A 13112-nucleotide genomic window follows, 5' to 3' on the forward strand; every position below is an offset into this window, starting at 1 on the left:
TGAACAGCAGCAGCAAGAGGGAGAGTCGCCATAGTGGCTCCGTAGTCTGTATCTTCGCCGGGTGGCCGGGACGCCGGGCCGGGCTCAGCGTCCCGGCCGTACCGTCACGTCGTTCATCGCGGCGTCGCGCGGCAGATCGATCGCGGTCAGGATCGCGGTGGCGACCGACTCGGGGTCGATCCAGCGCCCGGGGTCGTACTCCCGGCCCTCCTGGGCGTGCACCTTGGCCTGCATCGGGCTGGCCGTCCGCCCCGGGTAGACGGTCGTCACCCGGATCCCGTTGCCCTGCTCCTCGGCGCGGAGCGAGTCGGCGAGGGCCTTGAGGCCGTGCTTGGAGGCGGCGTACGCGCTCCACTCGGGACTGGCGCTGAGGCCGGCTCCCGAGTTGACGAAGAGGACCTGGCCCTGGGTGATCCGCAGCTGGGGCAGGAGCAGCCGGGTCAGTTCGGCCGGGGCGATCAGATTGGTGTTCAGCTGGTGGTGCCACGCCTTGGGCGTGAGCTCGCCGACGGGGCCGAGGTCGACGACGCCCGCGATGTGCAGCAGGGTGTCGATCCGGTCGGGCACCGACTGGTGCGAGAACGCCCAGGAGATCTTGTCGGGGTCGGCCAGATCGGCCACCAGGGTACGGGCGCCCGGATAGCGCGCCGCGACCTCTTTTGCCCGGCCCGCGTCACGGGCCAGGACGACGAGGTCGTCGCCGCGCTCGTGGAGGCGGCGGGCGACGGCGGCGCCGATGCCCGAACCGGCGCCGGTGATCAGATGCGTGCTCATGGGGGTCATGCTCGCATCCGGCCGGAGCGCGCGGCCAGCGGGTTCATCGGCGGGTCCCGGCCGGGGGCCGGGGCCGGGGTCAGCCGGCGAGCGCGTCCTCCAGATACGCGAGGGCGGAGACCGGCTCCTCGGCGAAGAAGACCAGCTCGGCCAGCGGCACCGGAAGGAAGCCTTCCGCCTCCATCCGCCGGAACTGGGTCTTCAGTCCGTCGTAGAAGCCCGCCGTGTTCAGCAGGACCACCGGCTTGTTCTGCCGCCCGTGCTTCTTCAGCTCCAGAATCTCCGTCGCCTCGTCCAGCGTTCCGGTTCCGCCCACCATCACGACCACGGCGTCGGACTTCGCCAGCAACAGGGCCTTCCGCTCGGCGAGATCCCGGGCGATCACCATCTCGTCGGCGCCGACCCGGGCGGACGCGGCCAGGAAGTCGACCGAGACACCCACGAGACGCCCGCCGGTCTCCGCCACCCCGTCCGCGACGACCTTCATCAGACCGCTCTCCGAACCGCCCCACACCAGGGTGTGGCCGCCCTTGCCGAGCAGTTCGGCGAACTCGCGGGCCGGGCCCGTGTAGCGCTCGTCGAGATCGGCCGCGGAGAGGAAGACGCAGATTCTCATGGCGTCACCGTACGGGACCCGGACACGGCCGCCGGACCCCGTACGGAACCGGCTCCGTACCCGCGCGGAGACCGGATCCGAGAAATCTCGGCCGGGAGCGATGAGTCGGGCGCCGCCGCCCGGTCAGCACCCACATGGACAAGACGATCCGCACGCTGGACCGGACGCGGTCGGCGGACGGGACACCTCTCGCGTACGAGCGGCGGGGCGACGGGCCCCCGGTAGTACTGGTGGGCGGCGCGCTGGGCACGGCGGCGAGCGACGGACCGCTCGCCGATCTGCTCGCGGCCCGGTTCACCGTCCTCACCTACGACCGGCGGGGCCGGGGCGGCAGCGGGGACCCCGGCGGCTACGCGGTGGAGCGGGAGATCGAGGATCTGGCGGCCGTGATCGAGGAGGCGGGCGGCGGCGCCCGGGTCCACGGCACGTCGTCGGGGGGCGTACTGGCGCTGCGCGCCGCGGCGGCCGGGCTGCCCGTCACGCATCTGTCCGTGTACGAGCCCCCGTTCGACCCTGCGGTACGGCCCGGACGCCCGCCGGGCGACCATGTGGCCCGCACCCGCGCGCTGCTGGCCGAGGGGCGGACCGGGGACGCGCTGGCGCTCTTCCTGGGGCTGATCGGGACGGCGGACGAGTTGGTGGCGCGGATGCGGGAGGCGCCGGTGTGGGCGGAGCTGGCGGCCGTCGCGCACACCCTGCCGTACGACTACGCGGTCCTCGGCGACGGCTCCGTACCGCTGTGCCTGCTGCACGAGGTGCCGGTACGGGTGATGGTCACGGACGGCGGGGCCAGTCCCCCGGCGGTGCGGGAGACGGCGCGGCTGGTGGCCGAGGCGCTGCCGCGTGGCAGGCACCGGACCCTGACGGGGCAGACCCACGACGCTTCGCCTTATGTACTGGCGCCCGTCCTGGAGACGTTCTTCGCCGTCTGAGCCACCGCCTGGGCCCGGCGCTCCGGCCGCCCGGCCGGAACCGGGACCGCGCGGCGCGGAACGGCACCGCGCGGTTCCGGGGTTCCGGGGTTCCGGGGTTCCGGCAGGCGTACGGGACCGGGCGTACGGGTCAGACGGCGGCGGCGGCCCGCCGGGTGGCGGAGATCGTCGCCGAGCCGACGACGCGGGTGCCGTCGTACAGCACGATCGCCTGGCCGGGAGCGACACCCCGGACCGGCCGGTCGAAGACGACCCTCAGTTCGTCGCCGTCGGGGACCGCCGTCACCGGGGTCTCGCCGCCGTGGGCCCGCAGCTGGGCCGTGTACGTCCCCGGGCCCTGCGGCGCGGCTCCGCACCAGCGGGGGCGGATCGCGGTCAGCCCGGTGACGTCCAGGGCCTCGGCGGGACCGACGGTGACGGTGTTGTTCACCGGCGAGATGTCGAGGACGTACCGCGGCTTGCCGTCGGGCGCCGGATGGCCGATCCGCAGGCCCTTGCGCTGACCGATGGTGAAGCCGTAGGCACCGTCGTGCGAACCGATCGTCGTACCGGCCTCGTCGACGATGTCGCCCTCCGCCCGCCCCAGCCGGGAGGCGAGGAAGCCCTGGGTGTCGCCGTCCGCGATGAAGCAGATGTCGTGGCTGTCCGGCTTCTTCGCCACGGCGAGGCCCCGGCGCTCGGCCTCGGCCCGGATCTCGCCCTTGGTGGTGAGGGTGTCGCCGAGGGGGAAGAGCGCGTGGGCGAGCTGGCGCTCGTCGAGGACGCCGAGGACGTACGACTGGTCCTTGGCCTCGTCGCTGGCGCGGTGCAGTTCGCGGCGGCCGTCCTCGGTGTGGACGACGGTCGCGTAGTGGCCGGTGCACACGGCGTCGAAGCCGAGGGCGAGCGCCTTGTCCAGCAGCGCCGCGAACTTGATCTTCTCGTTGCAGCGCAGACAGGGGTTGGGGGTGCGTCCGGCCTCGTACTCCGCGATGAAGTCCTCGACCACGTCCTCGCGGAAGCGTTCGGCGAGGTCCCAGACGTAGAACGGGATTCCGATCACATCGGCGGCACGGCGGGCGTCGCGCGAGTCCTCGATGGTGCAGCAGCCGCGGGCCCCGGTACGGAAGGACTGCGGATTCGCGGAGAGCGCGAGGTGCACACCGGTGACGTCGTGCCCCGCCTCGACGGCCCGGGCGGCGGCGACGGCGGAGTCCACGCCCCCGGACATGGCGGCGAGTACGCGGAGCGGGCGCTGGGGAGTCGTCTGAGTCATAGCCCTACCAGAGTACGGTCCTCGTGAAACGAGAGCTCGCGAGTATGCGTCGTAGGGGATATGGGACACGAATCGGAGCCGGTGAAGGCAGGCCCGGACGGCGGGGCCGGGGCACGGCCCGGGCCGGGCGCCGCGGACGGGAACACAGACGGGGAAACGGGTGGGGACACGGGTGGCGACGCCGTGGGCGAGGGCGCTGTGAGCGGGGGCGGGGGCGGCCGGGCCCGGCCCCGGGTCGGCCGCCGCGGTCTGCTGATCGGCGGCGCCGCGGCACTGGTGGGCGGCGGGCTGCTGGCCCGCGACGAGCTGAGCGACATGTGGTGGCGGCTGCCCGGGGTGTCGAAGCCGCGCAAGGAAGGTGAGCTGGATCACACAGGCGCGCAGTGGACCGCGGCGTCCCGGGCGAACTGGCGGCTGGCCGACCGCCCGGCCGACTACCGGATCGACCGGGTGATCATCCATGTGGTGCAGGGGAGCTTCCCGACGGCGCTGCGGGTGTTCAAGGACCCGGGGCACGGGGCGGCCACGCACTACGTGGTGCGCAAGGACGGTCATGTGGCGCAGATGATCCGTGAGCTGGATGTGGCCTTCCACGCGGGGAATCGTTCTTTCAATGAGCGCAGCGTGGGGATCGAGCACGAGGGCTTCGTACACCGGCCGCAGGACTTCACGGACGCGATGTACGCGGGATCGGCCCGGCTGACGGCCGGGATCTGCGTACGGTACGGGCTGCCCGCCGACCGGGAGCACATCATCGGGCATGTGGAGGTTCCGGGGACCGACCACACCGACCCCGGGCCGCACTGGGACTGGGACCGCTATCTGCGGCTGGTGCGGGATGCGCTGCCCGAGGCGCGGCGGGTGACGACGGCCCGGACCTGACCCCGGCCGCGCTCCGGTGCCCGAGGGCTCCGGAGCGGGCGGTACCGGGGGTTCCTGTTCCTGTTGTGGCGTGGTGTCGCCAGAGGGCTGTGCGCGACCGCCGGGCGGGGCAGACTCAGCTCAGACCCGCTGTCCGGGCCCGGTCGACCGCCGGGCCGATCGCCTTCGCGACCGCTTCCACGTCCGCCGTGGTGGAGGTGTGACCGAGGGTGAAGCGGAGGGTCCCTCGCGCCAGGTCCGGGTCGGTGCCGGTGGCGAGGAGGACATGGCTGGGCTGGGCGACCCCGGCGGTGCAGGCCGACCCCGTGGAGCACTCGATGCCCTGTGCGTCCAGGAGCAGGAGCAGCGAGTCGCCCTCGCAGCCGGGAAAGGAGAAATGCGCGTTGGCCGGGAGCCGGTCCTCGGGGTCGCCGCCGAGGACCGCGTCCGGCACCGTGTCGAGTACGGCGCGGACGAGCTGGTCCCGGAGGGAGCCGATCTCCCGGGCGAACTGCCGGCGGCGTTCGGCGGCCAGCCGTCCGGCTACCGCGAAGGAGGCGATGGCGGGAACGTCCAGGGTGCCGGAGCGCACATGCCGCTCCTGGCCACCACCGTGCAGGACCGGAACCGGGGAGTAGTCCCGGCCCAGGAGGAGCGCGCCGATACCGTACGGCCCGCCGATCTTGTGACCGGAGACCGTCATGGCCGCGAGCCCGGACGCGGCGAAGTCCACATCGAGCTGACCGAATGCCTGTACGGCGTCGGCGTGCATCGGGATGCCGTACTCCCGGGCGACGGCGGCGAGTGCGGCGACCGGCATCACGGTACCGATCTCGTTGTTGGCCCACATGACGGTGGCGAGGGCGATGTCGTCGGGGTCGCGTTCCACGGCCTCGCGCAGGGCATCGGGGTGGACCCGTCCGTAGGCGTCGACGGGCAGGTACTCCACGGTGGCGCCCTCGTGCTCGCCCAGCCACTCCACGGCGTCGAGCACGGCATGGTGTTCGACGGGGCTGGCCAGGACCCGGGTCCGCCGGGGGTCGGCGTCGCGGCGCTGCCAGTAGAGGCCCTTGACGGCGAGGTTGTCCGCCTCGGTGCCGCCCGAGGTGAACACCACCTCACTGGGGCGGCCGCCGAGGGCGTCGGCGAGGGTCTCGCGCGCCTCCTCGACGGTACGGCGGGCCCGGCGCCCGGCGGCGTGGAGCGCCGAAGCGTTGCCGAACGCGGTGAGCTGGGCGGTCATCGCCTCGACCGCCTCCGGGAGCATCGGAGTGGTCGCGGCGTGGTCGAGGTAGGCCATGGTGGCCTCGATTCTACGAGGCGGAGAGGGGGTGCATCGGCGGCGCGTAGAAGTACACGGGGCGGCACGGCTCCCGGTTCGGTCGGCCGGGCGGTGAACGGTGGCCGGACGGGCGGGCGGCGGCGCTCACCCGGCCCCGTGGCGCCCGCTCACGGCGGCGGCGGTACGCGGCGGTTCGGCCCGGGGCCCCGGGCCGAACCGCGGCGGCCGGGACCCACGCACCGGCCCGGGGAACCGGGCGCGGTGCCTCCGGGCGGGGCACCGGAACGGGCCAGGCCCTTGGCCCGGGCCTCCGGCCCGGGCCGGGTTCGGGCGGCAGCGGCATGCCCCGGGCCGGAGGGACGGCACGGCGGACGGCACGACAGCGGGGCAGGACCGAGGGGAGGTGATCGGCTGTCAGCGGGGCACTTTGGCGAGCTGCCGGGACTGGGCGACCAGCCGGTCCCGGCTGTCCCAGATCTCGGCGTCCTCCTCCAGGAAGCCGCCCGCGAGATTGCGGGTGGCGATCGCGACCCGCAGCGGCCCGGGGGCCGGGCGGCAGCGGATGTGGGCCGTGAGTTCGACGGTCGGGGTCCAGCCCTTGAGTCCCAGGTCGAAGGAGGTGGGCGGGAAGCAGTCCACGGTCATCAGCAGGGAGAGGGGGTCCGCGTCCCGGCCGTCGGCGAGCGTGAACCAGCCCCGGACCTCGCCCTTGCCGGAGGGGGCGCCGAGCGCCCAGCCGACGGTGTCGGGGTCCAGCCTGATGTTCAGCCGGCCGAGGATCGCCCAGGTCCTGGCGAGATCGAGGCCGGGGGCGTCGGCGGGGCCCACGCACCGCTCGTACGGCGGCACGGCGGGCGGGGTGGCGGAGGTACGGACCTCGTCGGTGAGGGCGTCCAGCTCGCCGTAGGTGGCGAGTACCCGGATGCGTTCGACCTCCCGGCCGTCCTCGTCGATCTGGTAGAGCGAAGCCTGTCCCGTGGAGAGGGTACGGCCGGTGCGGACGGTCTGGGTACGGATCACCGCCGGGCCGGGGGTGCAGGCGCTGACGAAGTGGCCGGAGAGGGTGAAGGGATCGGGGTGCGGCAGCGCGTCCCCGAGGGCGCGGCCGACCGTGCCCAGCAGATAGCCGCCGTTGACGGCGTGCAGGATGGTCCAGCCGGGCGAGAGGTGGGTGTCGTAGACACCGGAGCCCCGGGGGACGACGGCGGTATCGCGGTCGAACTCGCTGTTGCCTATGGATGCCTGAGCTGCCATTGCCATGGACGCACCGTACCCCAGTCGAATACTAAGCGGTAGCTTTCCGGGTTCGCAGGGATCACCGGCGCTCACGAGCCATCACGGGGCCGGGCCGGGAGGCCCCGGGCCGGTTCAGACGCCTTCCGTCGCCGTGGAGCGGCGGTTCCAGGCGCGCGGGGCCCGCCAGTGGAAGCGCATCGCCAGCAGCCGCAGGGTGAAGGCGGTCAGGGCGGCGAGTCCGCTGGTGAAGGCGTTGAGGGTGTCGAAGCGGATGAAGAGCGCGATCATCGTCGCCCCCACGATGGCGGGGACGGCGTAGAGGTCCCGGTCCCAGCGGAGCAGGGACGGCACCTCGTTCGCCAGGACGTCCCGCAGTACGCCGCCGCCCGCCGCCGTGGCCACCCCGAGCACCGCCGAGGAGGTCAGGCCGAGCCCGTATTCGTATGCCTTGGTGGTGCCGGTGACGCAGAACAGGCCCAGACCGGCCGCGTCGAAGACATTGACCCCGTTCTGGATCCGTTCGACCACGGGATGGAGGAAGAAGACCAGGGCCGTGGCGACCAGGGGCATCAGAAAGTAGCCGAGGTCGGTGAAGGCGGCCGGGGGGACGGCCCCGATGATCAGATCACGCAGCAGCCCCCCGCCCAGCGCCGTGACCTCGGCGAGTACCGCCATCCCGAAGACGTCGAAGTTCTTCCGGACGGCGAGCAGGGCGCCGGAGATCGCGAAGACGAAGATTCCGGCGAGGTCGAGCGCATGCTGGACGGAGGGCGTGAACAGTTCTTGGAGCACCGGACGATTGTGCCGTCCGTCCGGCGGTGCCGCCGTCGCACCGCCGGGGACTACTTCCCGGGGTCCTCCGGCTTCGGGTCCGGCTCCGGGTCCCGGTCCGGCCCGGCTCCGACCGGGTCACCGGCCTGGTCGGCGACCGGATCACCGGACGGCTCCTCGGGGGTCTCCACCGCCTTCGGTGTGGCGGACACCACCTCCACCGCCTCCCGCGCCGAGGCCAGAACGGTGTCGCCGGGCGCCTGGTCCGCCGCGTTCTCCGGGTGGTGGCAGGCCACCTGCTGGCCCGGCCGCAGCTCGATCAGCGGCGGCTCCTCGGTCTTGCAGAGCTCCGTCGCCTTCCAGCACCGGGTGTGGAACCGGCAGCCCGCCGGGGGCGAGATCGGCGAGGGGACATCGCCCTTGAGCAGGATCCGCTCGCTCTTGGCGCCCCGCCGCCGGGGGTCCGGCACGGGTACGGCCGACATCAGCGCCTTGGTGTAGGGGTGCATCGGCGACTCGTAGAGCGACTTGCGGTCGGCCAGCTCGACGATCTTGCCGAGGTACATCACCGCGATCCGGTCCGAGACATGGCGGATCACCGACAGATCGTGGGCGATGATCACATAGGTCAGCCCCAGCTCGTCCTGGAGGTCGTCCAGCAGATTGACCACCTGGGCCTGGATCGACACGTCCAGCGCCGAGACCGGCTCGTCCGCGACGACCAGCTTCGGCTTGAGCGCCAGCGCCCGGGCGATCCCGATCCGCTGCCGCTGGCCGCCGGAGAACTCGTGCGGATAGCGGTTGTAGTGCTCGGGGTTGAGACCCACCAGCCCCAGCAGCCGCTGGACCTCCTTCTTCACCCCGCCCTCCGGCTCGATGCCCTGGAGCTTGAAGGGCGCCGAGACGATGGTGCCGATGGTGTGCCGGGGATTCAGCGACGAGTACGGGTCCTGGAAGATCATCTGGATGTCGCGGCGGAGCGGCCGCATCCCGCCGACGCCCAGATGGGTGATGTCATGGCCCTCGAACTCGATCCGCCCGCCGGTCGGCTCCAGCAGCCGGGTGATCAGCCGTCCCATGGTCGACTTGCCGCACCCCGACTCGCCGACCACGCCCAGCGTCTCGCCCGGACGGACGTCGAAGCTGAGCCCGTCGACCGCCTGGACGGCCCCGGTCTGGCGGCGCAGCAGCCCCTTGCGGATCGGGAAGTGCTTGACCAGGCCCTCGACTTTGAGCAGCGGCTCGGGCCCGGTGTCCGTACCGGACCCTTCGGCCTGCCGGGGAATCTTCACGTTGTCACTCACAGCTTGGGCGCAATCTCTTCGGTCCAGATCCGCGTCCGCTCGTCCTTCGCCATATGGCAGGCGGAGAAGTGCCGGCCGCCCACCTGCTGGAGATCGGGGCGGACGGTGCGCGTCACATTGTCCTTGGGCACATCGGCGTACGGGCACCGCGGGTGGAAGGCGCAGCCGTCGGGGATGTTGATCAGGCTGGGCGGGGAGCCCTTGACCGGGATGAGCCGTTCGGTCTGGTCGCGGTCGATCCGGGGCATCGAGCCGAGCAGACCCCAGGTGTAGGGGTGCTGGGGCTCGTAGAAGACCTCTTCGGCCGGGCCGCGCTCGACGCACCGGCCGCCGTACATCACCAGGATGTCGTCGGCGAGTTCGGCGACGACGCCCAGGTCGTGGGTGATGATGATGACCGCGGAGCCGAACTCCTTCTGGAGGTCCCGCATCAGATCGAGGATCTGGGCCTGGACGGTGACGTCGAGGGCCGTGGTGGGCTCGTCGGCGATCAGCAGTTCGGGGTTGTTGACCAGCGACATCGCGATCATCGCGCGCTGGCGCATCCCGCCGGAGAACTCGTGCGGATAGCTGTCGACCCGCTTGTCGGGCTGGGGGATGCCGACCCGGTCGAGCATCTCGATCGCCCGGGTGCGGGCGGCCTTCTTGTCGACGTCGTGGTGGACCCGGTACGCCTCCACGATCTGCTTGCCGATGGTGTAGTACGGGTGCAGCGCGGACAGCGGATCCTGGAAGATCATCGACATCCGGCGGCCGCGGAGCTTCCGTACCTCGTCGGGGTCGGCGCCGAGGAGTTCCTGGCCGTCCAGCCAGATCTCGCCGGATATCCGGGCCCGGCCGCGGCCGTGCTGGCCCGCGGTGTGCAGGCCCATGATGCCCAGGGACGTGACGGACTTACCGGAGCCGGACTCGCCGACGATACCGAGGGTCTTGCCCTTCTCCAGCTGGAAGCTCAGCCCGTCCACGGACTTGACCAGGCCGTCGTCGGTGGGGAAGTGCACCTTGAGGTCGCGGACCTCCAGGAACGCCTCGGGCGCGGGGGCTCCGGCCCGGGCGACCTCACCGGGGGCGAGGGCCGGGGAGTTCCCCCCGGACTTCTTCGACTCGGTCATCCGATCCTCACACGCGGGTCGACGACGGCATACAGCATGTCCACGACGAGGTTCGCGACACAGATGAACAGGGCGGCGAAGAGGGTGACACCGAGGATCAGCGGAAGGTCCTTGGAGTTGATCGACTCGATGGCGAGCTTGCCGAGGCCCGGCAGGTTGTAGGTGGACTCGGTGAGGACGGCGCCGCCGAGCAGCGCGCCGAGGTCGAGTCCGAGCAGGGTGAGGACGGGGGTCCAGGTGGAGCGCATGGCGTGCCGTCCGATGACGACCCGCTCGGTGAGCCCCTTGGCCCGGGCGGTACGGATGTAGTCCTCGCCCATGATCTCCAGCATGGTGGCGCGGGTGAGCCGGGCGTACATCGCGGCGTAGAGGAAGGCCAGGGTGATCCAGGGCAGGATCAGGCTCTGGAACCACTGCGCGGGGTCGTCGCCGAGGGCCGCGAACTCGCCGCTGACCCAGTCGAGCTGCCAGCTGAAGACCGCGAGGGAGATCAGACCGGTGAAGTAGATGGGGAGGGAGACGCCCGCCAGGGCGACGGTCATCGCGGCCCGGTCCCAGAGGGTGCCCCGGCGCAGGGCCGAGACGACTCCGGCGGAGACTCCGCCGACGACCCAGAGCAGACAGGCGCCGCCCGCGAGCGCGAGGGTGACCGGGATGGCCTCGGTGAGCTGCGGCCAGACCGCCTGCTCGGTACGGAAGGAGTAGCCGAAGCAGGGGGCAGGGCACTTGGTCACATCGGTGCCGTTGGCGTACTCCCGGCCGGCGAAGATGCCCTGGACGAAGTTCCAGAACTGCACCAGTACCGGATCGGCGAGACCCAGCTTCTTCCGGATGCCCTCGATGGCGACGGGGTCGGCCTGCTTCCCGGCGAAGAGGTACGCCGGATCGGAACCGGCCCACTTGGGGAGCACGAAGAAGATGACGAAGGTCGTCAGGGTGACGACCATCAGCATCATGGCGACGGCGAACAATCGCCGGATGACATAAGCAAGCACTGTGCGCGGCCCGGCGGCGGCACCGAGCCCGGGTTACGGGTTCGGGGGCCGCCGCCCGAGGCCATCACCTGCCCTTCGGGACTGGCGGGTTGGGCGTTGGTGGGGTGGTGCCGGTGGTGACCCGCGCCTGGGGCAGCGGGTCACCACCGGGATCCTCGTTGAGCGGAGGACTACTTGACGACGCCCAGGGTGACGTAGTCGTAGCGACCGCTGTACGCCGCCGTGGAGTAGGCGTTGGTCAGTCGCGAGCTGCGCCAGGTGATGTTCTTCTCGTAGACGAGCGGCATCTGGACGGCGAGGTCCGAGACGGCGTGGTTCATCTGCTTGTAGATCTCACCGGCCTTGTTGGGGTCGGTCTCCAGCAGCGCCTGGTCGAAGAGCTTGTTGATCTTCGGGTCATTCGTCATCGACATGTTGTAGTTCGCGTTGTCCGCGATGAAGCGACCGTCGATGATCGGCTGCGAGAAGCCCTGGCCGGTCGGGAAGTCGGGGCCCCAGCCGGTCATGATCAGACCCAGGTTGCGCTGCTTGACGACCGCGGGCGAGCCGGTGATGCTCGACGACTCGGCGCCGTCGATCGGGTCGACCTGGGTCTTGATGCCGACGGCGGCCAGCGACTGCTGGAGCGCCTCGGCGGCCTGGACCTCACCCGGGTTGTTGCTGCGGGCGCTGATGTTGGTGGAGAAGCCGTTCGGCTTGCCGCACGCCTGGAGGGCCGCCTTCGCCTTGGCGGTGTCCGGCTTGCCCTTGCGGGCGAGGACGCCGTACGGGTCGTAGTCGTCGGAGCCCTTGACGTCCTTGGGCAGCATGTTCGGGGCGATGTCGCCACCGGCCTGCGGGCCGCCGCGGACCTGCTGGATCGAGGCGAAGTCGGTCGCGTAGATGACCGCCTTGCGGCACTCGACGTTGTTGAACGGCGCCAGGGTCGAGACGATGTCGACATAGCGGACGAAGCTCGTCTGCATGTTGTCGACGTTCTCCTTGTGCTCCTTGAGCGCCTTGGTACGGCCCGCCTGGCCCATCCCGGTGGCGTTCAGGTCGAGGTCGTACTCGCCCTTGATGAGCAGCTCGTCGATCGCCTCGATGTTGGAGTTGATGGTGACCGTGATCTTGTCCGGCAGCGCCGGGCGGATCGGGTCCGACGCCTTCTGCCACTTGTCGTTGCGGACCAGGCTGATGCTCTTCTTGGGCTCGTACTTCTCGAACTTGTACGGGCCGGAGGAGAACGGCTTCAGCTGGTACTTGGCGGCCGTGTCCTTCTCCTTCTTCACCGGAGAACCGGCGGGCATCGCCAGCATCTGCTCGAAGTCTCCGTTGGCCTTCGGCAGGTTGAAGACGATCGTCTTGTCGTCCGGGGTCAGGATCGCCTTCAGACCCAGCTTGTCCGGGGTGGTGTCCTTGTACGGACCCTTGTACGTGCCGGTGGGGTCGAGCACCTGGCGCAGGTACTGCGGGCCGCCCGGGAGGACGTCCGCGGCCCAGACGCGCTGGATGCCGTACTTGATGTCCTTGGACGTGATCGGGGAGCCGTCCTCCCAGGTGATCCCGTCCCGGAGCTTGTACGTGTAGGTCTTGCCGTCATTGGTGATGACGGCCTTCTCCTTGGCCAGGTCCGGCACCAGCTCGGCGCCCGCGGCGCCCGGCTTGGTGGCGTAGGTGACCAGCTGACGGGAGTAGAACCGGGAGAAGTCCCAGGCCATGCCGTAGTACTGGCGCTGCGGGTCGGCCGAGTCCAGGTCCTGCTTGCCGATGAACTTCAGCGTGCCGCCCGCCTTGGTGGACGGGTTCGCGATGCCCGTGGCACCGGCGTTGAAGCCCGCGCCCTTGCCGGCCTTGTCGTCGTCGCCACCGCCACCACACGCCGCGGTGGCCGTGAGGGCTGCGACGACGAGGGCCGCCACGGCGATCCGCCCCGGCCTCGACGAACGTTGGGGAGTCATGGTTACTGCAACCTCCGGGGTAGCGCGGTCCCTG

General features: G+C 71.2%; 12 protein-coding genes. 2 read left to right on the forward strand and 10 right to left on the reverse strand.

What is annotated here, in order from left to right; translation table 11 throughout:
• Nucleotides 1-84 precede the first annotated feature (84 nt).
• Together ABZ714_RS18125 and ABZ714_RS18130 are read right to left on the reverse strand one after the other, a co-directional pair.
• On the reverse strand, nucleotides 85-774 hold the full coding sequence (locus ABZ714_RS18125; RefSeq protein ID WP_358826234.1) for an SDR family oxidoreductase: 690 nt from the start codon (nucleotides 772-774) through the stop codon (nucleotides 85-87).
• Between the two features lie 79 nt (nucleotides 775-853).
• Entirely contained in the window at nucleotides 854-1390 is a 537-nt protein-coding gene (locus ABZ714_RS18130; RefSeq protein WP_358826235.1) for a TIGR00730 family Rossman fold protein, read from the reverse strand.
• A 134-nt stretch (nucleotides 1391-1524) separates the two neighbouring features.
• Between ABZ714_RS18130 and ABZ714_RS18135 the strand changes: the two genes are divergently transcribed.
• Entirely contained in the window at nucleotides 1525-2322 is a 798-nt protein-coding gene (locus ABZ714_RS18135) for an alpha/beta fold hydrolase (protein ID WP_358826236.1), read from the forward strand.
• Between the two features lie 130 nt (nucleotides 2323-2452).
• Here the strand turns inward: ABZ714_RS18135 and mnmA are convergent, their stop codons facing one another.
• The gene (mnmA, locus tag ABZ714_RS18140) at nucleotides 2453-3577 is read right to left on the reverse strand and encodes a tRNA 2-thiouridine(34) synthase MnmA (protein ID WP_358826237.1); all 1125 of its coding nucleotides are present in this window, start codon (nucleotides 3575-3577) and stop codon (nucleotides 2453-2455) included.
• A 183-nt stretch (nucleotides 3578-3760) separates the two neighbouring features.
• On the opposite strand from mnmA, the gene ABZ714_RS18145 reads away from it, so the two are divergent.
• A complete protein-coding gene (locus ABZ714_RS18145) occupies nucleotides 3761-4459 on the forward strand; it encodes an N-acetylmuramoyl-L-alanine amidase (RefSeq protein ID WP_358826238.1) in 699 nt (232 codons plus the stop codon).
• 115 nt (nucleotides 4460-4574) lie between these two features.
• Here ABZ714_RS18145 and ABZ714_RS18150 read toward each other — a convergent pair whose 3' ends face one another.
• The 7 genes from ABZ714_RS18150 to ABZ714_RS18180 all read right to left on the reverse strand — a co-directional run bounded on the left by ABZ714_RS18150 (nucleotide 4575) and on the right by ABZ714_RS18180 (nucleotide 13078).
• Nucleotides 4575-5738: a cysteine desulfurase family protein gene (locus ABZ714_RS18150; RefSeq protein WP_358826239.1), complete on the reverse strand. Its 1164-nt coding sequence runs from the start codon at nucleotides 5736-5738 to the stop codon at nucleotides 4575-4577.
• A 396-nt stretch (nucleotides 5739-6134) separates the two neighbouring features.
• Nucleotides 6135-6980 (reverse strand): thioesterase family protein, encoded by an 846-nt coding sequence (locus ABZ714_RS18155; RefSeq protein WP_358826240.1) that lies wholly within the window; start codon nucleotides 6978-6980, stop codon nucleotides 6135-6137.
• A gap of 108 nt (nucleotides 6981-7088) precedes the next feature.
• Complete coding sequence (locus ABZ714_RS18160) at nucleotides 7089-7748, reverse strand: trimeric intracellular cation channel family protein (RefSeq protein ID WP_358826241.1); 660 nt, start codon at nucleotides 7746-7748, stop codon at nucleotides 7089-7091.
• Between the two features lie 50 nt (nucleotides 7749-7798).
• A complete protein-coding gene (locus tag ABZ714_RS18165) occupies nucleotides 7799-9031 on the reverse strand; it encodes a dipeptide ABC transporter ATP-binding protein (protein WP_358826242.1) in 1233 nt (410 codons plus the stop codon).
• Nucleotides 9028-10143, reverse strand: a complete 1116-nt coding sequence (locus tag ABZ714_RS18170) for an ABC transporter ATP-binding protein (protein WP_358826243.1) — start codon at nucleotides 10141-10143, stop codon at nucleotides 9028-9030. The genes ABZ714_RS18165 and ABZ714_RS18170 overlap by 4 nt, the downstream gene beginning before the upstream one ends.
• Nucleotides 10140-11138, reverse strand: a complete 999-nt coding sequence (locus ABZ714_RS18175; RefSeq protein ID WP_358826244.1) for an ABC transporter permease — start codon at nucleotides 11136-11138, stop codon at nucleotides 10140-10142. Before ABZ714_RS18175 ends, ABZ714_RS18170 begins: the two co-directional genes overlap by 4 nt.
• Nucleotides 11139-11308: 170 nt before the next feature.
• Entirely contained in the window at nucleotides 11309-13078 is a 1770-nt protein-coding gene (locus ABZ714_RS18180; RefSeq protein WP_358826245.1) for an ABC transporter substrate-binding protein, read from the reverse strand.
• Nucleotides 13079-13112 lie beyond the last annotated feature (34 nt).

The organism is Streptomyces sp. NPDC006798, from assembly GCF_040635975.1.
In the GTDB taxonomy this organism is placed as follows: Bacteria; Actinomycetota; Actinomycetes; order Streptomycetales; family Streptomycetaceae; genus Streptomyces.